The following is a 21,021-nucleotide window of genomic DNA, read 5'->3' on the forward strand; positions in this document are numbered from 1 at the left end:
TCCCTATTCTTCGCGATAGATTCCCACGTTTGGCGCATCGCCCACGTAGCCAAAACCCCGATACATGCCTTCGCTGTTAAACGGCAGCGCAATGTTGCCTTCGCGATCTATAGCTATCACGCCGCCGCTGCCGCCCAGCACGCTGATTTTTTCCATCACCACGCGCTCGCTGGCCTGCTTAAGCGACAGGCCGCCGTACTCCATCAGGGCAGCGATGTCATAGGCCGCCAGCGTACGCATAAACACTTCGCCGCTGCCGGTGCAGGAAACCGCTACGTTGGCGTTATTGGCGTAGCAGCCTGCGCCGACGATTGGCGAGTCGCCGACGCGTCCGGCCTGCTTGTTGGTCATGCCGCCTGTTGAGGTAGCCGCCGCCAGATTGCCGTGCCGATCCAGCGCCACCGCGCCTACGGTGCCGAATTTACGATCGGGGTCAAGCGGATCGTCGGACGCCTGCGCCGCGCCGTCATGATCCAGCATGGTTTGCTGCATCTTTAAGGCTCGCTGTAACTGCTCGTAGCGTTCCGGCGTAGAAAAGAAGTCGGGCGGCACCGGCGCGAAGCCTTGCTCAACGGCAAACCGCTCCGCGCCCTCGCCAATAAACAGCACGTGCGGGCTTTTCTCCAGCACGGCACGCGCGACCAGCACCGGATTGCGTACCTGCCTGACCCCCGCGACCGCGCCCGCTTCCAGCGATCTGCCGTCCATCACGCAGGCGTCGAGCTCATGGGTGCCCTGATGGGTAAAGACCGCGCCTTTTCCCGCATTGAACAGCGGGCACTCCTCCAGCAGGCGCACGGCTTCCGTTACCGCATCCAGCGCGCTGCCGTCCTGCGCCAGGATAGCCTGTCCGCTGGCGACGATGTCGGAAAGCGCCTCGATATAAAGCCGTTCTTTTTCCGCGCTCAGGCTGGCGCGGGCAATAGCGCCAGCGCCGCCATGGATGACGATTGCTGCTCTGCTCATAATCCTTTTACCCTGCGTGCCAAATCGGCAAGAAAAACACTGTGTTAGAATGGTTTTGTCAAATTGTGACCGTTTTTGACTATAGGCAGGCTGTAAAGTGATGTAAAGCGGAAAGTGGGTACGGCGGTAATAACGAAAGCTTATGGTTTATAACCTGTTGGTAGCTTTACGTGACCGCGTCAATAATTCACGCCATACTATTTGCCATCTGATTGTATACGCCTGCCCGGCTGTCGGGCATGCCGAGGACGTTATGGAAGCTTTTACTGCGGGACTTATCTCCCTTGACGACGCGCTGTCTACCATGTTGGATCGCGTCACGCCGGTTGCAGAAACCGAAACGGTGCCGCTGACCGCGGCCACGGGCAGAATTACCGCCGCCGCCGTTATCTCTCCTGTTGATGTTCCCCCCTTTGCCAACTCCGCTATGGATGGCTACGCCGTACGCCTGGCCGACCTGGCGACGGGAAATCCGCTGCCCGTCGCCGGGAAAGCCTTTGCCGGAACGCCCTTTAGCGGCGAGTGGCCGGTCGGCAGCTGCATTCGCATTATGACCGGCGCGCCTGTACCGGCAGGTGCGGAGGCCGTGGTGATGCAGGAAGAAACCGAACAGGCTGGCGAAGCGGTGAAGTTCCTGGCCACGGTCAACGCCGGGCAGAATATTCGCCTGGCCGGTGAGGATATTGCTCAGGGCGCCAGCGTGCTGAGCGCCGGTATTCGTCTGGGCACGGCGGAGCTGCCGCTGCTGGCCTCGCTGGGCGTGCCGGAAGTGGCCGTTAAACGTCGGCTGCGCGTGGCGGTATTCTCTACCGGTGATGAGCTTCAGCCGGTCGGCGAACCGCTGGCCGCCGGCCAGATCTACGACACTAACCGTTTTGCCGTGCGCCTGATGCTGGAAAAGCTGGGCTGCGAGGTGATAGATCTTGGCATTATTCGCGATAATCAGGCCGCGCTGCGCGCCGCCTTTATTGAAGCGGACAGCCGGGCCGACGTGGTGATCAGCAGCGGCGGCGTTTCGGTGGGCGAAGCAGACTACACCAAAGCGATGCTGGAAGAGTTGGGCAAAATCGGCTTCTGGAAGCTGGCGATCAAGCCGGGCAAACCTTTTGCTTTCGGCCGGCTGCAAAACAGCTGGTTCTGCGGCCTGCCGGGCAATCCCGTTTCCGCGGTGCTGACCTTTTATCAGCTGGTGCAGCCGCTGCTGGCGAAGCTTAGCGGCCTGACCGCTGCCGCGCTGCCGCCTCGCCAGCGGGTGAAAAGCGCCAGCAGCCTGAAAAAAACGCCGGGCAGGCTCGATTTTCAGCGCGGCAAACTGTCGCGCAACGCGCTGGGCGAGCTGGAAGTCAGCAGCACCGGCCCACAGGGATCGCACGTCTTCAGCTCTTTCAGCCAGGCGAACTGCTTTATCGTGCTGGAGCGCGATCGCGGCAACGTGCAGGCCGGGGAATGGGTGGAAGTCGAGCCGTTCAACAGCCTGCTGGAGGGGTAATGAAACCGGAACTGAGCGACGAAGAGATGCTGCGCTACAACCGGCAAATTGTGCTGCGCGGCTTCGATTTCGACGGCCAGGAAGCGCTGAAGGCGGCAAAAGCATTAATCGTTGGGCTGGGCGGTTTAGGCTGCGCCGCCAGCCCTTATCTGGCTTCCGCTGGCGTGGGTCATCTGACGCTGCTCGATTTTGACCACGTCTCCGTTTCTAATTTGCAGCGGCAGATCCTGCATCGCGATGCGCAGGTTGGCCTGCCGAAGGTTGACTCCGCGCGCCGTCAGCTAGGTGAAATCAATCCGCACATCGTGCTGGAAAGCATCGATCGCCAGCTTGACGAGGCAGAACTGGCCGATCTGATCGCCCGGCATGACGTGGTGCTGGACTGTACGGATAACGTGGCGACCCGCGAGCAGCTAAACCGTCTCTGCTTCGCCAGCAAAACGCCGCTGGTTTCCGGCGCGGCTATCCGTATGGAAGGCCAGATTAGCGTCTTTACCTGGCAGGAAGCGGAGCCTTGCTATCGCTGCCTGAGCCGCCTCTTTGGCGATGCCGCGCTCAGCTGTGTGGAAGCGGGCGTGATGGCGCCGCTGGTCGGCGTCATCGGCTCGCTCCAGGCGATGGAAACCATCCGCCTGCTGAGCAAATATGGCGACAGCGTGGCGGGAAAACTGCTGATGTATGATGCGATGACATTACAGTTCCGCACGCTTAAGCTTGCCAAAGACCCCTGCTGCGAGGTTTGCGGCGGCTGACCTTCTTAGCGCGCCTGTTTTTGCAACGGCGCGCTCATTACTTGCCCGCTTAGTCTGTAAAAACAAGCCATTCTTCCGGCTGCCGCTATAGTTAGATCACTGCGAATGTCGCGCCAGGGAGTATTGCATGAGTGAGGAGCATCACCCGCAACCGGATGTCAGCATGCAGAGTCTGCGTCGCCTGCTGGTTGTATTTTTGCTGGTGATAGGCTGTGCCGTTGTGCTGGTGAACGGATGGGTGATTTACAGTATTTGGCAGCGCGTTGTGAATGAAACTCAAAATAACGCCCGGAATTTATCACAATCGCTGTCACGACAAGCCGAAGATACGCTGCTGCCGGTCGAGCTGACGCTGCAGGATCTACGCGATCGTATTACGCTGGTCGGTCTGGACGCCGAGCGGCAAAACTACCTGCGCACGCTGTTAATGGAGCGAAAAGCTTCGCTGCCGCAGCTGCACGGCCTGTTTGTCTACGACCGCGCAGGCAACTGGGTGCTGACTTCTCAGGGAATGCTTAACCAGCGCAGCAATAATGCCGATCGCGCCTACTTTAAATATCATCAGCAGCATAGCGATTTGGATCTGCATATCGATGAGGTCATTCGCAGCCGCACCACCGGCGAGCTGGTTATTCCCGTTTCAATGAGGCTGAACAACCGCGACGGCACTTTTCGCGGCGTGCTGCTGGCTACGCTGCGCATCGACTATTTTCGGCAGATTTTTGGCTATTACAGCCTGGGTGACAAAGGCCTGCTGGCGCTGATGACCCATACGGGCAATATTCTTTACGTTCGTCCTTTTGTCGATAATCTGCTTAACCGCAATATAGCCAACAGTCCGCTGTTTACGCATCTGTTAAAAACTTCCCCCAACGGAACGGCAAGCTACAAAGCCGCGCTTGACGGCGTCGAACGTATTTTTGGCTATGCGAGCCTGAAACGCTATCCCTTGGTGATTACCGTCGGCTATGACAAAAAGCAGCTGGTGCAGGCCTGGCTGGCCGAGCTGGTGGTTTATTTGTCGCTGTGCGCGCTGCTGCTGCTGGTGATTGCCGCGCTGGGCTGGCTGCTGCTGCGTAATATTGGCCATACTATCCGCGATCAGGAGGAGCTGGCCACGGCGCGCGACCGGCTGACGGCGATAAACCGTACGCTGCAAACGCTGGCGCTGGTGGACAGCCTTACCGGTCTGGCGAATCGCCGCCAGTTCGACCTCTATCTGGATCGCAGCCTGGAGCGCGCCAATAAGCTGCGTTCGCCGATGGCGCTGCTGATGATAGATGTGGATTCATTTAAGCGGTTCAACGACACATACGGCCATCTGGCCGGCGACGAGTGTTTGAAATACGTCGGCAACGCCCTGTTGAACATTGGGCTTCGCTCCGATGACCTGATCGCACGCTACGGCGGCGAGGAATTTGCGGTGATCCTTACCGATTGCGGCCAGGAGGCGGCGATGAAAGTGGCGGAAAGGATAAGAGAAGCCGTTGCCGCGCTGGAGATCCCACATCGTAACAGCGAAAGCGCGGCTAAAGTAGTGACTATCAGCATAGGTCTCCATGTGATGCAGAGCAATCAGCCGGAAGATCGCCAGACGCTGATAGGCCAGGCGGATAAAGCGCTTTATCAGGCAAAATTAGCCGGAAGGAATAGAGTGGAAATATTCCAGTAATTTCCAGAAAACATCAAATAGTTGCGCACCTTCACCTTTTTCTGCGCTGTTATCCTTTATTCTTTACGCGCCAAACCAGCCAGCCCTTTGCTTATCTCGCCCCGCTGGCGTAGTTTACAGGACACAAGGAACAGGGATATGGGTAGCTATTTATGCCCGTCTGACATGAGTGATGTCTGGCATAAGGACGAAGGAAACGGAGAAAATATGGATATTCTGGAACAGCGCGTCGAGCGACTTGAAGAAGATACGCGACAGATAAAACTCGATCTTGCCGTGCTTACGGCTCGTTCAGAAAATTTTGCCACCAAAACGGACGTGGCGGAACTCAGAGCCGAGTTGATAAAAGAGATAGCGGCCAGCGAAGCGCGCACTAATATCAGATTTGAAAAGATTGATGAAAAATTCGAGCGAATAGACGAAAAATTCGAGCGAATAGACGAAAAATTCGAGCGAATAGATGAAAAATTCGAGCGAATGTTTGAGAAGTTTAACGATATCAACAGCAGGATCACCTGGACGCTGATGATCCCGGCGCTGGTGGCCGTTCTTCTGTGGTTTATTAAAACCGCGATCCTGAAAATCTGACCCGATAGCTTACCGGGCCAATAAGGCGGAGCAGATGCCCCGCCTTTTTATTTAATTCAGGCGATACCTTTGCTGCGCAGGTAATCTTCGTAGTTGCCGGTGAAGTCGTGGATTTTGCCCGGCGTCATTTCAATCACGCGGGTCGCCAGCGAGCTGACGAACTCACGGTCGTGAGAAACGAAAATCAGCGTGCCTTCGTACATCTCCAGCGCCATGTTCAGCGCCTCGATGGATTCCATATCCAGGTGGTTGGTCGGCTCATCCATAATCAGCACGTTCGGCTTTTCCATCATCAGCTTGCCAAACAGCATACGGCCCTTTTCGCCACCGGAGAGGACTTTCGCTGGCTTTTTGATATCGTCCTGGCTGAACAGCAGGCGACCCAGAATGCTGCGTACCGCCTGCTCGTCATCCCCTTCCTGCATCCACTGGCTCATCCAGTCGAACACCGTCAGGTCGTTGGCAAAATCATGCGCGTGATCCTGCGCATAATAGCCGATGCGGGCGTTTTCTGACCATTTAACCGTGCCGTTATCCGGCTGCTGTTCGCCCACCAGCGTTTTCAGCAGCGTGGATTTACCGATACCGTTCGGCCCGATAATCGCAAGCTTTTCGCCTACTTCCAGCAGCAGGTTAACGTTTTTAAACAGCGGGCCCTGATCGAAGCCTTTGGTCAGCCCTGCCAGCTCCAGCGCGTTACGGAACAGCTTTTTATCCTGCTCGAAGCGAATAAACGGGTTCTGACGGCTGGAGGCCTTCACCTCATCCAGCTTGATTTTATCAATCTGCTTGGCGCGGGAAGTTGCCTGACGCGATTTAGAGGCGTTGGCGCTAAAGCGGCTGACGAAAGATTGCAGCTCGTTAATCTGCGCTTTCTTCTTGGCGTTATCGGCAAGCAGACGTTCGCGCGCCTGGGTTGCCGCCGTCATGTATTCGTCATAGTTGCCCGGATAAACGCGCAGCTCGCCGTAATCCAGATCGGCCATATGGGTGCAGACCATATTCAGGAAGTGACGGTCGTGCGAAATAATAATCATGGTGCTGTTACGTTCGTTCAGCACCTGCTCCAGCCAGCGAATGGTATCGATGTCCAGGTTGTTGGTTGGTTCGTCAAGCAGCAGGATCTCTGGATTAGAGAACAGCGCCTGCGCCAGCAGCACGCGCAGCTTCCAGCCCGGCGCAACTTCGCTCATGGGGCCGTAATGCTGCTCCAGCGGGATCCCCACGCCCAGCAGCAGTTCGCCAGCGCGCGATTCTGCGGTGTAACCGTCCATTTCGCCGTATTTTTCTTCCAGATCGGCCACTTTATAGCCGTCTTCTTCGCTCATTTCCGGAAGCGCGTAAATGCGGTCACGCTCTTCTTTCACTTCCCACAGCTCGCCGTGGCCCATGATGACCGTATCCAGCACCGAGTACTGCTCAAAGGCGAACTGATCCTGACGGAGTTTACCGATGCGCTCGTTAGGATCGAGCGACACGTTGCCCGCAGACGGCACCAGGTCGCCGCCGAGAATTTTCATAAAGGTGGACTTGCCGCTACCGTTGGCACCGATCAGGCCATAGCGGTTGCCGCCGCCAAATTTGACAGAGATGTTTTCGAACAGCGGCTTACTGCCAAACTGCATGGTGACGTTGCTGGAAACTAGCACAGGATTGCCTTTCATTTACGATGGGGGAATAAATCAGCGCATAGTATGCCAAAAAAAAGGGGCGGCGAATACACCGCCGCCCGCTGAAGCTTCCCGATTTCGCTAATGACTTTCCGCTTTACGTTCCGGCGATCGTACGGCTCGTGTCTCAACGTCGTTACTCAGCCAGTCATGCAGATAATGTTCGATCTGCTCCAGGCTGCGGTTGCGCGTTTCCGGCACGCATTTGATAACAAAGACCGCGCCAAACAGGCCAATAAAGGCGAAGATAAAGAACGCGCCGGAAAGCCCTACCGTGGCCAGCAGCATCGGGAAAACCAGCGAGATAATGAAGTTGGCAATCCACATAGCAAATACCGCGCCGCCCATAAAAATCCCGCGCAGGCGAGTCGGGAAAATTTCCGAAAGCAGCAGCCAGGTGACCGGCGACAGCGCGCCCTGCTGGAAGCTAAGGAACATCAGCATGCCCAGCAATACCAGATAGCTACGCATCATGTCCGGCTGGCCATTGACCGTTTCCGGCATAAAATAGCTGATGCAGCCAATAAACAGCAGGCAGGCGGTGCAGCCGAACTGACCGATCATGGTCAGGGTGCGGCGTCCCAAACGGCCCAGCAGCCAGATCCCCACAAAGGTCATCAGTACTGAAATCACGCCGTTGGCGATAGTGGCAAACAGCGCAGCGTCGGTGCTCATACCCACCGCCTTCAGCATGGTAGGCGCGTAATACATAATGGTGTTTACGCCGGAAAGCTGTTGGATCACCGCTACGCCGATCCCGATAAGAAACAGTTTGAACAGCCAGGGCTTGCGCAGCTCTTTCAGGCTGGGCTTGTTTTTGTTTTCCTCTTCGCTGAGCGTTTCCTCAATTTCCGTCATCTCCCACTCGACGTCACTTTTGGCACGGGTTCTCTCCAGCACCTTGCGCGCCTCCGCCAGACGTCCTTTCATCGCGTACCAGCGCGGCGTATCGGGCATAAACATCATGCCGAACCAGAGCGCTACGGCGGGTACGGTAGCGACCGCCAGCATCCAGCGCCAGGTCTGCTCGCCGCCCCAGGCCGCGTTAAAACCGGCATTGGAAATATAGGCCAGCATCTGACCGGACACGATCATCAACTCCTGGAGCGTAACCAGCTGTCCGCGCTTGTTGGCAGGCGCGATTTCGGCAATGTAGACCGGCACGGTTGCCGCCGCGCCGCCTACCGCCACGCCTAATACCAGGCGGAAGAAAATCATCCAGTGCACATCAGGTGCCAGTGAGGTTCCCAGTGCGCCGATGGCGAAAATGACGGCGAGAACGATAATGATTTTCTTCCGCCCGGCTGCCGCGGCGAAATGACCGGAAATCAGCGCGCCGAACGCAGCGCCGAACAGCAGCGAACTGGTCACCAGGCCGGTAGTGAATGGCGTAAGATGCAGCTCCGTGCCCATAAACAGCAGCGCACCGGAAATAACCCCGGTGTCGTAACCAAACAGCAGGCCGCCCAGCGTGGCGATAACGGCTATCACTTTGACGAAGGGTTCCGTTCGCGACGTGCTGTTAGGCCCCGAGGCCCGATTGGGCGTGAGATATTGTTCTTTAGGCATTATGTTGACCTCTTCGTTATTCGCAGGTCAGGCCGCCAGAAATAAAGTGGCGCCTGGTGTGTTCTCCAGGCTCTTAACTTAGTGCATTTCTTTCATTTAAAATAACAATGAAAATTAAATTTTGCGGCACAGCTCTCACCGCATCGCTGCTTTTGTGACGCAAGTATCATAAGTGGGGCGCAACCTGTCGCCACACCCTACCCTGTCTGGGTTAAAACAGAAAAGCGCACCCTTATCCAACTAAAACTTTTATTTCATTTTAATGAAAAAGCATCGGATAATTTTGCCGTGGGCGGTTTATGACCGTTAAGCATTTCGATCATGGAGGGAAACACGGCTGTAACAGGCGAGGCAGATGTTTTCATAAAAGGCCGCACTGGCAGGAACGGGCAAAGCCAGGTAAGGCGACCGGCGGCGACGTTGCGTTACCGCTGGTCGGGCAAGGGCCTCAGCCCGCCGGCGTATCGCCGCTTTCTGCGGGGCCGAAAACGGAGTAGTCCGGCAGCTGCACGTTTTGATAAAGCTCCCAGCCGCCGCCCAGCGCTTTATAGAGCGCGACCAGATCCAGGCTGCTCTGCACCCTGGCAGATGCGGCCTGCTGCTTCGCCTGAGCCAGCTGGCGCTGCGCGGTTAGCGCGTCGATAAACGAAGAAAGCCCCTTGCCATAGCTGTCGTTAGCCAAATCGAAGGCGTTTTGCAGCGCGTCAACCGTTTGATCCAGCCCTTCCACCTGCTGCTGATCGGTGCGATAGCTGACTAACGCGTTTTCCACATCCTGCAAGGCGGTCAGAACCGTCTGCCGATAGCCAAGCGCGGCGCTGGCCTGCTCCGCTCTGGCGAGTTTTACGCCAGAAACCAGCCTGCCGCCCTGGAAAATCGGCAGCGAGACCGAGGCGCCGTAGCTGTAGAAATGGCTGCTCCAGTTATCCAGATAGCTGGCGTCGGTATTACGCATTCCGAACTGCCCGGTCAGCGAGAAATCCGGGAACAGCTGCGCGACGGAAACGCCAATACTGGCTGTCGCCTCATGCAGTCTCGCTTCCGCCTGGCGCACGTCCGGACGCCGGCGCGCCAGCGTGGACGGCAGACCCACCGATACCGCTTTTGGCAAGGCCGGCATCGCTTTCGGCGCGGCCAGCTCGGCATCCAGCGCCCCCGGCGGCTTGCCGATCAGCACCGCCAGCCCGTTCATCGCCTGATGCATTTGCGATTCATACTGCGGCAGCTGCGCGCGCAGAGAATGCAGCTGGGCGCGAGCGTTTTCCACGTCCATCTGAGGCGCGAGGCCGTTGCGCTGCTGGCTTTGCGTCAGCTCCAGCGTTTGCTGCGCCACTTCAATCTGCGTTTGCAGCGTCTGGCTAATCAGCTGCGCGCCGCGCAGCTGTAAATAGGTGCGGGCCACCTCAGCCTCAAGCGAAACCAGCGCGTCGTTACGGCTTTCCAGTGACTCCTGCTGCTGCGCGCCTGCTGCCTCAACCTGCCGACGGACTTTGCCCCACAGATCCAGCTCCCAGGAGGCGTCGAAGCTACCCTGGTAAAGCCCGACCGGCTTGGTCAGCCCGTTCAGCGCCGAGCGAACGTCGGTATCGCCGCTGACCTCATCCAGCTGGCTGTAGACGCCTTTCGATTCCAGCTCGCCTTTCAGGCCCAGCTGCTGGCGCTGTGCCGAGGCGGCACCGTTGATCGAGGGGAACCATGCGCCGCGAGCCTGATTAAGCTGCTGACGAGAACCGGCGATGCGCAAAACAGCCTGCTGCAGGCTCAGATTGCCGACGATGGCGCGATCGATCAGGCTGTTTAGCTGCGGATCGTTAAACGATTTCCACCAGCCCGGATTGGTGACGGTGGCCTGGGGACGAGACGCGCGATCCGACGCCAGCGAGTTGAAAGCAGCGGGCGTGGACGGTTTCGGCGCCCGGTAGTCCGGCCCGACGCTACAGGCCGACAGCGTAATAGCCGCAACCAGCAGCACGCCGAGCCGCGAACGCGTAAATAAAGGAGTAACGTTCATGTCAGTGTGCTCCTGCACTGCCCTCGCTCTTAATCGGCGCCAGCAGTAAACAAAATGGAATAAGAACCAGGGCGACAATGCTCAGGCCCATAAAAACGTCGATATAGGCCAGAATACGCGCCTGGACGATCATCTCTTTATAGACCTGCCCTGTCGCTATCGTAATCGGATCGCCCACCGCTGAGGTAAAGTCTCTGACCCCCTGCGCCCAGCGTTCTACCGTCAGATTGAACGGCTCGTTAAGCGGCGTCATGTTATGCACCATGTGCGCGCTACGCGCCTGCTCCCGCTCGGTAATCATCGCCGTAGAAAGCGAAATGCCTATCGAACCCGCCACGTTACGACACATGGTGAACAGCGCTGACGCATCCGCATTTAGCTTTTGTGGAATAGTCACGAACGCAATGGTCGTTAACGGCACAAACAGGAAACCCAGCCCGATGGTCTGCGCGCTGCGCATCATCACCAGCGTGGTGAAATCGATATTGGGCGTCAGCTTCGCGGAATAGAGAAAAGAGACAAACAGGCAGGTAAAACCGAAGGCGATAATCCAGCGCGTCTGGACGATCGGCATCAGCTTCAGCACCAGCGGAATGGTCAGCACAATCAGCACCGCACCGGGCGAAAGCACCAGCCCTGACCAGGTGGCGGTATAGCCCAGATCCTGCTGCGCCAGCTGGGGGATCACCACCGAGCTGCCATAGAGGATGGCCGCCATGCCGGACATCAGAATACTGGCGACGGCAAAGTTACGGTCTTTCAGCACGTGCAGATCCACCACCGGCTTTTTGGCGTACAGCAGCCAGTAAACCGCGCCGACCAGCCCGATGGCGCTCAGTATGGCGAAGGTCATAATAAAATTAGAGCTGAACCAGTCGTCATCTTCGCCGCGATCGAGAAAGACCTGCAAACAGCCCAGTCCCAGGGTAATTAAACCGATACCGATATAGTCGATATTCAGTTTTCCTTTCGCCCACTTACGCTCCCACGGCGGATCTTCCAGCAGCTGATAGATAGCCAGCACGCTGAGGATGCCGACCGGAATATTGATAAAGAATACCCAGCGCCAGCTGTAGTTATCGGTGATCCAGCCGCCCAGCGTCGGGCCAAGCACCGGCGCGACGATAATGGCGATAGAGGAAAGACCAAACGCCTTGCCGCGATCTTCCGGCTTAAAGTAGTCCAACAGTACCGATTGCTGTACCGGCTGCAGGCCGCCGCCGAAAAAGCCCTGCAGGATCCTGAACAGAATGATCTGCCACAGCTCGGTAGCGATGCCGCACAGGAAAGAGCAGACGGTAAACATCACAATACAGATCAGAAAGAACTGCTTGCGGCCAAATACGCGGCTGAGGAAGGCGGAGATCGGCAGCACGATGCCGTTCGCCACCAGATAGGAGGTCAGCACCCAGGTTGACTCGTCATAGCTGGATGAGAGCGAACCGGCGACGTGCGGCAGCGCCACGTTGACAATGGTGGTGTCCAGGATCTCCATAAACACCGCCAGCGTCACCGTCATCGCGACCAGCCAGGGGTTACTGGCCGGCTGCCAGCTCTGGCTTTGACTCATTCCACTGTTACCTCAGGCTCCACCGACAGCCCCAGCGGCAGCGGCTTGTTCGGATCCAGTCCCTTATCAATAACGATCTTGACCGGCACGCGCTGGACAATTTTCACATAGTTGCCGGTCGCGTTTTCCGACGGGAAGGTAGAGAAACGGGAGCCTGAACCCATCTGAATGCTTTCCACGTGCCCTTCCAGCTTCATATCCGGCCAGGCATCCACGGAAATATGCACTTTATCGCCAGGGTTCATTCTTTCCAGCTGCGACTCTTTAAAGTTGGCGGTGATCCAGACATCTGGCGAAACCAGCGAAAACAGCGAGGTGCCAGCCTGAACCAGCGTGCCGACCTGCACGTTACGTTTAGTGACGAAGCCATCGTAAGGCGCGCGCACTTCTGTATAGGAAAGGTTAAGGTTAGCCGTGTTCAGCTGCGCTTTGGCCTGTTCGACCTGCTGCTGACGAGCTTCCACGTTGGTTTCCTGCTGGCGAATTTGCAGCTGGATTTGCGAAGCGACTTCTACCTGCGCTTTCGCGCTTTCCAGCTCGGCCTTCGCGCTTCTTAACTGCGCGCTGGCCGCATCAATATTACGCTGCGAGGTTGCACGCGGATCGACGCCGCGCTGGCGTTTGTAATCTTCCTGAGCATTAAGGAAGTTAGCTTCCGCCTTGGCCTGCTGCGCCAGCGCCTGATCTTTCTGCGCCGGATACTGCACTTTAGACAGCGCCAGAGAAGCCTGCGCCTGATGCAGCTGCGCCACGGCCAGGCCAAGCTGGGCCTGAGCCTGATCGCGCTGCGCCTGGGTATCCTGCGGATCGATAACCACCAGCAGATCGCCCTTTTTCACCCGCTGGTTATCGGTAACCAGCAGCTTAGTGACGTAGCCGGAGGCTTTAGGCGCAATAGTCACGGCGTCCGATTCCGTAAAGGCGTCGTCCGTCGTTTCTATATTGCGGCCGGTAAACCAGAAGTAAAAGCCGACAATAATCATGACGATCACCACAATCGCCAGAATAATCAGCGGCTTTTTGCCGGGGCGTTTACGTTCCGCCTGGCCCTCGTCCTGCTGCTGGTCGTCCTGCTGCGGTTTGTCGTTTTGGTCGTCAGACTGCGAATTATTCTGCGGATGACGCTGGTCATCATCTGAGGAAGAATTTGATTGATTAGCCATAGTTCTCATCAGGTTACGGCGGGCTCAAGCCGAGCCCGCAAGATTCACGCTGTTATAAACATAGGGCCTAAATTGACAAATGCCAGTGTTTCTTTACAAAGTCAGAAAAGATTCAGGCTACAGCGCATCAATGCCTAAAAGCAGCACCCAGCCCAGCGCCATCGCCCACAGCAGCATGGGCAGCGAGTAGAAGTGGAAACGCAGCCAGACAGAGCGATCTTTCGCCATCCGCAGCGCGATAAGGTTTGCCAGCGAACCGGGCAGCAGCCCGAAACCGCCGATATTCACCGCCCAGGCCAGCAGCGTGCTGGCTGGCAGATTCGCCAGCAGTAAAATAGTAGCCGGCACGTTGCTGATAATCTGCGACAGGCCGATCGCCAGCAGATATTTCCCGCCCTCCGGCAGCTGCGGAATTTGCTGGAGCAGATGCTGTAAAGCGGGAAGTCGGGTTAACAGAAAAACATCCACGAACATGGCGATAAATACCGCCAGCAGGCTCCAGTCGATCGCCAGCAGCGTGCGGCGTGCCATCAGCAGGAAAACGCCAAATACCAGCAGAACGCCCCAGCCCGCATAGCCCATCTCCAGCGCGATAATAAACAGCAAATAGAGCACGACGCTGGCAATCAGCAACGAGCGCTGCCATTGCGTTTCCGGCGAATGTGACGAGCGCTCGATCCGTTTCGCCGAAAAACTGACGGCGGTAAGCAGCAGCAGGCTGGCCAGCAGCGCCCCGCCCAGCGGCAGCATCTGGCCGATAAAACCGGCGAAGCCGACGTGGCCGTGTTGCCACAGCAGGATATTTTGCGGATTGCCTATGGGCGTGAGCAGCGATCCGGCGTTAACCGCCAGCGCCTCAAAGATGACCAGCCGGGCGATCGGCAGCGAGGAGTAGCGACGCAGCGTCAGCGTCAGCGGCACCAGGATAAAGAGTGCGACATCGTTGGTCAGGAAAGTGGACAGCAGCGCGGCGGCAGCGGTCAGAAACAGCGCCAGCGAACGCTCTGACTGAAAGCGCTGCACCAGGCGACGTCCCAACACGTCGAAATAACCGCTGGCTTCGATGCCTTTGGTCAGCATCAACAGCCCGCCCAGCGTCAGTATGGTCGACCAGTCCACCGCCGCAGGCAGCTGCCGCAGCGAGAAAGGCGCAAAGCAGGCCAGCAGCAGGCCCAGTAAAATTAACAGATGCAGAAAGCGATCGTGCAAAAAAGGCCTGAGCAGCGTTGCCATACGGACTCACCTGAGAGGAAATTACTGACGGCTTTCGTAGAATTGCTGAAAAATAGCCAGGGTTTCGTCACTAACGTGATGTTCCAGCCCTTCCGCATCGCGGCGGGCGGTATCAGGGCTGATGCCCAGCGCCAGCAAAAACGTTTCCACAATATGGTGGCGTTTGCGGCTTTCTTCCGCCAGCGCCTCTCCTTCAGCAGTCAGGAACACGCCGCGATAGGGAACCTGCTCGACCAGTCCAACCGTAGCCAGGCGTTTCAACATTTTGGCAACGGTAGGCTGGGAAACGCCGAGCCGCGCCGCCATATCAACCTGGCGGGCTTCGCCAAATTCACGGATCAGATCGGAAATCAGCTCAACATAGTCATCAATTAATTCACGCCGATGGGCTTCACGGACCTGACGGAAGCCTTCGACATGCTCTTCTATCTCTTTCAGTGGCGCAGGCACTGCGGTTTTAGCGCGACGACTCATTCAGCTTCCTCATTATTATTTCTGGCGCGTGCGGGCGCTCGCATCAGCCTGATGGTGCCACATTGTAAACGAAGCGCACGGAAGCACAAAATCTCGCGCAATAGCGCTGGCTACGAATTATAGCCTGTGCTATACCTGTACATAAAGCGAACGGAGGAGACCATGAAAAAACCACTTTTACTACAGCTGCTCTGTCGTTCGCCTTTTACGCTACGGCTGATGCTGCTGGAGATGCTGACAGCAGAAAAAAATCCCGGCGGCTGATTCAGCCATAAAAAAAATCCGCCACGTGGGCGGATTTTTTATCAACCAACCGAAGCTGGTTTCAGGCAATCTTAGAAGCTGTAGCCAACACCAGCAATCCAGGTGCCAACGTCTACGCTGCGGATGCGGCTCTGCTCGTAACCAACGTCCAGAGCAACGTTTTCGATGCCTGGGTTGAACTGCAGGCCCGCACCGTAGGAAACACCTACGTCGCTTGAGTCAGACTTGTCACGCGCTGGTGCGTTCTGCTGGAATTTACCGTAACCGATACCAACCACGCCATAGATGCTGGCCCAGTCGTTCAGACGGTAAGCAGGACCACCGGTGATGCCGTAGTACTGGCCTTTGTTATAGACGCCAGCGTCGGTACGATCTTTCTCGGTGTAGGTGAAAGAACCGATCCAGCCCAGTGGATCGCTGCCGTTTTCGTAGCGGTATTTCAGGTTGAAACCGTTAGCTTTGTTAGCCACGCCCTGCATATCGCTTTGTGCGTAACCACCGGAAACTGTGCTCTGTGCCATCGCTGAACCAGCAGAAACTGCCAGTACACAAGCCAGTGCTGAAAGACATGCAATTTTTTTCATAACCACCTCAAATGTGAAAGTACTTATCTCCTGACAACGCTGAAAATATAACAAACCTCAGCCAGAAACTCTGCCCCGTTTTTGTTGTCCAAGACAATGTTTGGTGTAACAGGACGTTAATGATTCTTTCTATCTCATTCTTTTTACTTATGTTTCTCTCTTTGCCGCTTCGCCTGACCAGCAATGTAAAAATTTGTTCATTGAGATAAATCTTAATTAAACTGACACTTCTTTACCCGTCTGCGTGCGCTTGACGACGAATTTTTCGAATTTCTTTAACGTTTTCCCAGGCCATTTTTGCCTGGTTTGCACAATCTGTTGGTACACTTCGGGGAACTTTTCTCCCGTTCGATGGACAAATAAGGTTGGTCAAAAGGATGTCTCCCTCTTCACGCGGTTCTTCAATCTGGTTTCCTGTCTTACTGCTCTTGCTCGCCATGACCTCAATTCAGGGCGGGGCCGCGCTGGCAAAAACCCTGTTTCCGGTAGTCGGCGCACCGGGGATCACCGCCCTGCGTCTTGGGCTGGGCACGCTTATTCTTTGCCTTATCTTCAAACCCTGGCGGCTGCGGTTCAGCCGCGATCGCGTAGTACCTCTGGTTTTGTATGGCCTGGCGCTGGGCGGCATGAACTATACGTTTTATCTGGCGCTGCGTACCGTCCCGCTGGGCATTGCCGTTGCGTTGGAATTTGTCGGTCCGCTGACGCTGGCGCTGGTGGGGTCGAGAAAGCCTCGCGATTTTCTCTGGGTGGCGCTGGCGTTGCTTGGGCTGTGGCTTTTGCTGCCTCTTGGCAAGAGCATGTCGGGCATCGATCCCAAAGGCGCATTTTTTGCGCTGCTGGCTGGTGCCTGCTGGGCCATCTATATTCTGAGCGGCCAACGCGCAGGAGCGGAGCACGGCCCTGCTACCGTCGCCATGGGATCGCTGATCGCTTCGCTGGTCTTTGTCCCTGTTGGCTTTACGTTTGCCGAAAGCGGCGTCTGGAACCTGGCAGTTTTACCGGTTGCGCTTATTGTCGCCATTCTTTCCAGCGCGTTCCCCTATACGCTGGAGATGGTCGCGCTGACCCGGCTGCCGGCCAGGACGTTTGGCACACTGATGAGCCTGGAGCCGGCCATGGGCGCGCTTTCCGGCATGATTTTCCTGGGCGAGCTGCTGACGCTGCCGCAATGGCTGGGCCTGCTGTCGATTATTATCGCCTCGGCAGGCGCTACGCTGAGTCTGCGTCCCGCTAAGCAAAAAGTCGTTCCGATTAGCGAGCTGCGTGAATAGCTATATTCAGAAAAGTTTATCCCGGCAGACAAATTTAAAGAGGCGTCTGTTAAAAAAGGAATATGTCATATATGGCTCGGATAATTCTGAGCCAATTTAATAAATCGTGGCTTTTTAACAGGGTTTTTTACGCAATTTGTAACGAAACGATAAATTAAAAATCTATTTTTTATCAGTCATTTATCTTTATCAATCTAAATGAGAATATTTATTAATCGCATTCGATAAATTATTCCTCTTTAATACCAGTCAGTTAAACCCTAAGGCCGCTACTATTTGTGCGATAGGCAGTATCGTGATGGCAATGTTGAAAAGCGCTGCTATACTTATTCGGTACATTCAGGACAACTGACCATTAAGAGGATATTAATGATGAGTACCGCTAAACTGGTAAAAACGACTGCGACCGATCTGCATTACACCCGCAACAACGTGGCCGATGAGGAAAAGAAAGCCACCATTGAGGTGTTGAATCGTCTGGTAACGGAATTCATTGATTTGTCCCTGATTACCAAACAGGCGCACTGGAATATGCGCGGCGCTAACTTTATTGGCGTACACGAAATGCTGGACGGTTTCCGCACTACGATTACCGATCATCAGGACACCATTGCAGAGCGCGTAGTACAGCTGGGCGGCGTGGCGTTGGGCACCACTCAGGTAGTGAACGATCGCACTCCGCTGAAAAGCTATCCGCTGAACATTCATACCGTTCAGGATCACCTTAAAGCGCTGGCAGAACGCTATGCCGTTGTTGCTAACGATACTCGTAAAGCGATTAGTGAAGTTGAAGACGAAGACACCGCTGATATCTTTACCGCCGCTTCCCGCGACCTGGATAAATTCCTGTGGTTTATCGAATCTAACATCGAGTAAGTCGATGCGGGCTGCGCTCAGTAGCCCCACTTTTCATAGCGTGGTTTTGCGAGCAGATGAGGCCTTTCATCTGCTCTTCTTATATGGAGGAAAGCGATGGCCAGTGGTTGGGCACGTGATGATGCCGTACAGGAACAGATCGACTCAACGGTAGAAGATGCCGTTAATCGCGCCCGGCGCGCCATTCATCATGGCGCCAGCGCAAAATATTGCGAAGAGTGCGGGGATGCCATTCCTGAAGCTCGCCGTCTGGCCCTGCCCGGCGTGCAATATTGTATTCAATGCCAGGCACAGCGAGACAAACAGCAGCAGTCGACGCTTTTTAATCGCCGCGGCAGTAAAGACAGCCAGCTGCGTTAATCACGCGAGCGCTCTCGCACCCTTTCCTTTTTTACTTTGTTTTTTATCCTCCGCCAGGTTAAAACTGGATTGCACCATAATGAAACCAGCGCACTGTTTTGGTGCCTCATTATGGTGCATCGCGCTACTTAAGGCGTAATTATCCCTGTTAAATTGACTCAACGTGCTGTTTTCAATATATTTTGAAAACCTGGCATAGTTTTTTCATATGGCTGCTGGCATTCAATCGGACAAGGCGCTTGTCCGACTGCAATAAGGATAAAAAGATGAAGTCACTTGTTAAGTTTTCCCTGGCTGCGCTGACGCTGGCGTTTGCCGTCTCTTCTACCGCCGCAGAAAAAAAGCTGGTTGTCGCCACCGATACCGCCTTTGTTCCTTTTGAGTTCAAACAGGGTAACCAATATGTGGGCTTCGATGTGGAGCTGTGGGCGGCTATCGCGAAGGAACTGAAGCTGGACTATACCCTTAAACCAATGGATTTTAGCGGTATCATTCCGGGTCTGCAGACGCGTAACGTCGATCTGGCGCTGGCCGGTATCACTATCACTGACGCCCGCAAGCAGGCGATTGATTTCTCCGACAGCTACTATAAAAGCGGTCTGCTGGTGATGGTCAAAGCCAATAACGACAAAATTCAGGGTCTGAAAGATCTTGATGGCAAAGTCGTTGCGGTGAAAAGCGGCACCGGCTCCGTGGATTACGCTAAGCAGCACATCAAAACCAAAGATCTGCGCCAGTTCCCTAATATCGATAATGCCTATATGGAGCTGGGCACGGGCCGTGCGGACGCCGTGCTGCACGATACGCCAAACATCCTTTACTTCATTAACACCGCAGGCAAAGGCCAGTTCAAAGCCGTAGGCGAATCGATCGAAGCGCAGGATTACGGTATCGCCTTCCCGAAAGGCAGCGACGAGCTGCGTGAAAAAGTAAACGGCGCGCTGAAAACGCTGCGTGCAAACGGTACCTACAACACAATTTATAAAAAATGGTTCGGTTCCGAGCCTAAATAATCGCTTTTACTTTTCGCAGGCGCGCTGTGCGCCTGCGTTTTCCACACCAACGAAATATGGTTTTGATCCGGAGAAATAAGAATGCAGTTTGACTGGAGCGCCATCTGGCCATCTATTCCGGCCCTGCTCGAGGGCGCCCGCCTGACGCTGTGGATATCCGTCCTCGGCCTGATTGGCGGCCTGATTATCGGCCTTATAGCGGGTTTTGCCCGCGCTTACGGCGGCTGGCTGTCGCGTAATATCGCCCTGGTCTTTATTGAACTGATCCGCGGCACGCCGATTGTCGTGCAGGTGATGTTTATCTATTTTGCGCTGCCGATGGCCTTTAACGATTTGCGCATCGACCCTTTTAGCGCGGCAGTGGTCACCATCATGATTAACTCCGGCGCTTACATCGCTGAAATTACCCGTGGCGCCGTGCTGTCAATCAATAAGGGCTTTCGTGAAGCCGGTCTGGCGCTGGGTCTTTCCAGTCGCGAAACGCTGCGCTACGTTATCATGCCGCTGGCGCTGCGCCGTATGCTGCCGCCGCTGGGTAACCAGTGGATCGTCAGCATCAAGGATACCTCCCTGTTTATCGTTATCGGCGTGGCGGAGCTGACTCGCCAGGGCCAGGAAATCATTGCCGGTAACTTCCGCGCGCTGGAAATCTGGAGCGCCGTAGCCGTTATCTATCTGTTTATTACGCTGGTGCTGAGCTTTGTTCTGCGTCGCATTGAAAAAAGGATGAAGATCCTGTGATTGAATTTAAAAACGTCTCCAAACATTTTGGCGAAACGCAGGTTCTGCATAATATCGATCTGACTATTAAACAGGGCGAGGTCGTGGTGATTATCGGGCCGTCCGGCTCCGGCAAATCCACGCTGCTGCGCTGCATTAACAAGCTGGAAGAGATCACCACCGGCGAGCTGATTGTGGACGGGCTGAAGGTCAACGATCCTAAAGTAGACGATCGCCTGATCCGCCAGGAAGCGGGCATGGTGTTCCAGCAGTTCCATCTGTTCCCGCAGATGAGCGCGCTGGATAACGTCGCTTTTGGCCCAATCCGCGTACGCGGCGCCAGCAAAGCCGATGCGCAGCGTCTGGCAAAAGAGCTGCTGGGCAAGGTCGGCCTGGCCGAACGCGCGCACCATTTCCCGTCGGAGCTTTCCGGCGGCCAACAGCAGCGTGTGGCCATTGCCCGCGCGCTGGCGGTCAAGCCGAAGATGATGCTGTTCGATGAGCCAACCTCCGCGCTGGATCCGGAGCTGCGTCATGAAGTGCTGAAGGTAATGCAGGACCTGGCGGAAGAAGGCATGACCATGGTTATTGTGACGCACGAAGTGGGCTTTGCGAAGAAAGTCGCTTCACGCCTGATCTTTATCGATAAAGGCCGCATTGCGGAAGACGGCGATCCGGCAGAGCTGATTGATAACCCGCCGGGCGCACGCCTGCAGGAATTCTTACAGCACGTCTCCTAATTTTTTGGGGCGGTCAGGCCGCCCCGCTTTCCC

19 protein-coding genes are annotated in these 21,021 nt (G+C 55.8%); 10 read left to right on the plus strand and 9 right to left on the minus strand.

Going from position 1 to position 21,021, the window contains the following annotated elements; translation table 11 throughout:
• Positions 1-3: 3 nt before the first annotated feature.
• Positions 4-966, minus strand: a complete 963-nt coding sequence (locus tag QCD69_RS05235) for an isoaspartyl peptidase/L-asparaginase (RefSeq protein ID WP_253454767.1) — start codon at positions 964-966, stop codon at positions 4-6.
• A 253-nt stretch (positions 967-1,219) separates the two neighbouring features.
• Here QCD69_RS05235 and moeA point away from each other — a divergent pair, with 253 nt between their 5' ends.
• From moeA to QCD69_RS05255, 4 genes are all read left to right on the plus strand, one after another.
• Positions 1,220-2,455, plus strand: coding sequence for a molybdopterin molybdotransferase MoeA (moeA, locus tag QCD69_RS05240; protein ID WP_253454768.1), 1,236 nt, complete (start codon positions 1,220-1,222; stop codon positions 2,453-2,455).
• Positions 2,455-3,207, plus strand: a complete 753-nt coding sequence (moeB, locus tag QCD69_RS05245) for a molybdopterin-synthase adenylyltransferase MoeB (RefSeq protein ID WP_301251248.1) — start codon at positions 2,455-2,457, stop codon at positions 3,205-3,207. Before moeA ends, moeB begins: the two co-directional genes overlap by 1 nt.
• Positions 3,208-3,334: 127 nt before the next feature.
• Positions 3,335-4,879: a GGDEF domain-containing protein gene (locus tag QCD69_RS05250; RefSeq protein ID WP_301251249.1), complete on the plus strand. Its 1,545-nt coding sequence runs from the start codon at positions 3,335-3,337 to the stop codon at positions 4,877-4,879.
• 207 nt (positions 4,880-5,086) lie between these two features.
• Positions 5,087-5,467, plus strand: a complete 381-nt coding sequence (locus QCD69_RS05255) for an emp24/gp25L/p24 family protein (RefSeq protein WP_301251250.1) — start codon at positions 5,087-5,089, stop codon at positions 5,465-5,467.
• Positions 5,468-5,523: 56 nt separating this feature from the next.
• Here QCD69_RS05255 and QCD69_RS05260 read toward each other — a convergent pair whose 3' ends face one another.
• The 8 genes from QCD69_RS05260 to ompX form a co-directional block, all read right to left on the minus strand.
• Positions 5,524-7,116: an ABC-F family ATPase gene (locus tag QCD69_RS05260; protein ID WP_253454772.1), complete on the minus strand. Its 1,593-nt coding sequence runs from the start codon at positions 7,114-7,116 to the stop codon at positions 5,524-5,526.
• A gap of 102 nt (positions 7,117-7,218) precedes the next feature.
• Positions 7,219-8,706, minus strand: a complete 1,488-nt coding sequence (locus QCD69_RS05265; protein WP_253454773.1) for a sugar porter family MFS transporter — start codon at positions 8,704-8,706, stop codon at positions 7,219-7,221.
• 448 nt (positions 8,707-9,154) lie between these two features.
• The gene (locus tag QCD69_RS05270) at positions 9,155-10,717 is read right to left on the minus strand and encodes an efflux transporter outer membrane subunit (protein ID WP_301251252.1); all 1,563 of its coding nucleotides are present in this window, start codon (positions 10,715-10,717) and stop codon (positions 9,155-9,157) included.
• 1 nt (position 10,718) lies between these two features.
• The gene (locus QCD69_RS05275) at positions 10,719-12,287 is read right to left on the minus strand and encodes a DHA2 family efflux MFS transporter permease subunit (RefSeq protein WP_301251253.1); all 1,569 of its coding nucleotides are present in this window, start codon (positions 12,285-12,287) and stop codon (positions 10,719-10,721) included.
• Positions 12,284-13,459, minus strand: coding sequence for an HlyD family secretion protein (locus QCD69_RS05280; RefSeq protein WP_253454776.1), 1,176 nt, complete (start codon positions 13,457-13,459; stop codon positions 12,284-12,286). The genes QCD69_RS05275 and QCD69_RS05280 overlap by 4 nt, the downstream gene beginning before the upstream one ends.
• A gap of 108 nt (positions 13,460-13,567) precedes the next feature.
• On the minus strand, positions 13,568-14,683 hold the full coding sequence (locus QCD69_RS05285) for an SLC13 family permease (protein ID WP_301251255.1): 1,116 nt from the start codon (positions 14,681-14,683) through the stop codon (positions 13,568-13,570).
• Between the two features lie 21 nt (positions 14,684-14,704).
• Positions 14,705-15,157 carry a manganese-binding transcriptional regulator MntR gene (gene mntR, locus QCD69_RS05290; protein WP_253454778.1) on the minus strand — a complete coding sequence of 151 codons (453 nt, stop codon included), beginning with the start codon at positions 15,155-15,157 and terminating at the stop codon, positions 14,705-14,707.
• Positions 15,158-15,492: 335 nt separating this feature from the next.
• Positions 15,493-16,005, minus strand: a complete 513-nt coding sequence (ompX, locus tag QCD69_RS05295) for an outer membrane protein OmpX (RefSeq protein ID WP_253454779.1) — start codon at positions 16,003-16,005, stop codon at positions 15,493-15,495.
• 377 nt (positions 16,006-16,382) lie between these two features.
• On the opposite strand from ompX, the gene rhtA reads away from it, so the two are divergent.
• The 6 genes from rhtA to glnQ all read left to right on the plus strand — a co-directional run bounded on the left by rhtA (position 16,383) and on the right by glnQ (position 20,988).
• Entirely contained in the window at positions 16,383-17,279 is an 897-nt protein-coding gene (gene rhtA, locus QCD69_RS05300; protein ID WP_301251257.1) for a threonine/homoserine exporter RhtA, read from the plus strand.
• Between the two features lie 372 nt (positions 17,280-17,651).
• Entirely contained in the window at positions 17,652-18,155 is a 504-nt protein-coding gene (gene dps, locus QCD69_RS05305) for a DNA starvation/stationary phase protection protein Dps (protein ID WP_125288897.1), read from the plus strand.
• A 96-nt stretch (positions 18,156-18,251) separates the two neighbouring features.
• Positions 18,252-18,515: a DksA/TraR family C4-type zinc finger protein gene (locus QCD69_RS05310; protein WP_253454781.1), complete on the plus strand. Its 264-nt coding sequence runs from the start codon at positions 18,252-18,254 to the stop codon at positions 18,513-18,515.
• Between the two features lie 266 nt (positions 18,516-18,781).
• Positions 18,782-19,528, plus strand: a complete 747-nt coding sequence (gene glnH / locus QCD69_RS05315) for a glutamine ABC transporter substrate-binding protein GlnH (RefSeq protein ID WP_253454782.1) — start codon at positions 18,782-18,784, stop codon at positions 19,526-19,528.
• A gap of 81 nt (positions 19,529-19,609) precedes the next feature.
• Positions 19,610-20,269, plus strand: coding sequence for a glutamine ABC transporter permease GlnP (gene glnP / locus QCD69_RS05320; RefSeq protein WP_125288792.1), 660 nt, complete (start codon positions 19,610-19,612; stop codon positions 20,267-20,269).
• A complete protein-coding gene (gene glnQ, locus QCD69_RS05325) occupies positions 20,266-20,988 on the plus strand; it encodes a glutamine ABC transporter ATP-binding protein GlnQ (RefSeq protein WP_125288793.1) in 723 nt (240 codons plus the stop codon). The genes glnP and glnQ overlap by 4 nt, the downstream gene beginning before the upstream one ends.
• Positions 20,989-21,021: the final 33 nt, after the last annotated feature.

Origin of the sequence: Erwinia sp. PsM31, from assembly GCF_030433775.1 — a bacterium.
Lineage (GTDB): Bacteria > Pseudomonadota > Gammaproteobacteria > Enterobacterales > Enterobacteriaceae > Erwinia > Erwinia aeris.

Bases quoted from the DNA above. Each gene is read 5' to 3' on its own strand.
- QCD69_RS05235 (WP_253454767.1), bottom strand. From the start codon at position 966: ATGAGCAGAGCAGCAATCGTCATCCATGGCGGCGCTGGCGCTATTGCC.
- moeA (WP_253454768.1), top strand. From the start codon at position 1,220: ATGGAAGCTTTTACTGCGGGACTTATCTCCCTTGACGACGCGCTGTCT.
- moeB (WP_301251248.1), top strand. From the start codon at position 2,455: ATGAAACCGGAACTGAGCGACGAAGAGATGCTGCGCTACAACCGGCAA.
- QCD69_RS05250 (WP_301251249.1), top strand. From the start codon at position 3,335: ATGAGTGAGGAGCATCACCCGCAACCGGATGTCAGCATGCAGAGTCTG.
- QCD69_RS05255 (WP_301251250.1), top strand. From the start codon at position 5,087: ATGGATATTCTGGAACAGCGCGTCGAGCGACTTGAAGAAGATACGCGA.
- QCD69_RS05265 (WP_253454773.1), bottom strand. From the start codon at position 8,706: ATGCCTAAAGAACAATATCTCACGCCCAATCGGGCCTCGGGGCCTAAC.
- QCD69_RS05270 (WP_301251252.1), bottom strand. From the start codon at position 10,717: ATGAACGTTACTCCTTTATTTACGCGTTCGCGGCTCGGCGTGCTGCTG.
- QCD69_RS05275 (WP_301251253.1), bottom strand. From the start codon at position 12,287: ATGAGTCAAAGCCAGAGCTGGCAGCCGGCCAGTAACCCCTGGCTGGTC.
- QCD69_RS05280 (WP_253454776.1), bottom strand. From the start codon at position 13,459: ATGAGAACTATGGCTAATCAATCAAATTCTTCCTCAGATGATGACCAG.
- QCD69_RS05285 (WP_301251255.1), bottom strand. From the start codon at position 14,683: ATGGCAACGCTGCTCAGGCCTTTTTTGCACGATCGCTTTCTGCATCTG.
- mntR (WP_253454778.1), bottom strand. From the start codon at position 15,157: ATGAGTCGTCGCGCTAAAACCGCAGTGCCTGCGCCACTGAAAGAGATA.
- ompX (WP_253454779.1), bottom strand. From the start codon at position 16,005: ATGAAAAAAATTGCATGTCTTTCAGCACTGGCTTGTGTACTGGCAGTT.
- rhtA (WP_301251257.1), top strand. From the start codon at position 16,383: ATGTCTCCCTCTTCACGCGGTTCTTCAATCTGGTTTCCTGTCTTACTG.
- dps (WP_125288897.1), top strand. From the start codon at position 17,652: ATGAGTACCGCTAAACTGGTAAAAACGACTGCGACCGATCTGCATTAC.
- QCD69_RS05310 (WP_253454781.1), top strand. From the start codon at position 18,252: ATGGCCAGTGGTTGGGCACGTGATGATGCCGTACAGGAACAGATCGAC.
- glnH (WP_253454782.1), top strand. From the start codon at position 18,782: ATGAAGTCACTTGTTAAGTTTTCCCTGGCTGCGCTGACGCTGGCGTTT.
- glnP (WP_125288792.1), top strand. From the start codon at position 19,610: ATGCAGTTTGACTGGAGCGCCATCTGGCCATCTATTCCGGCCCTGCTC.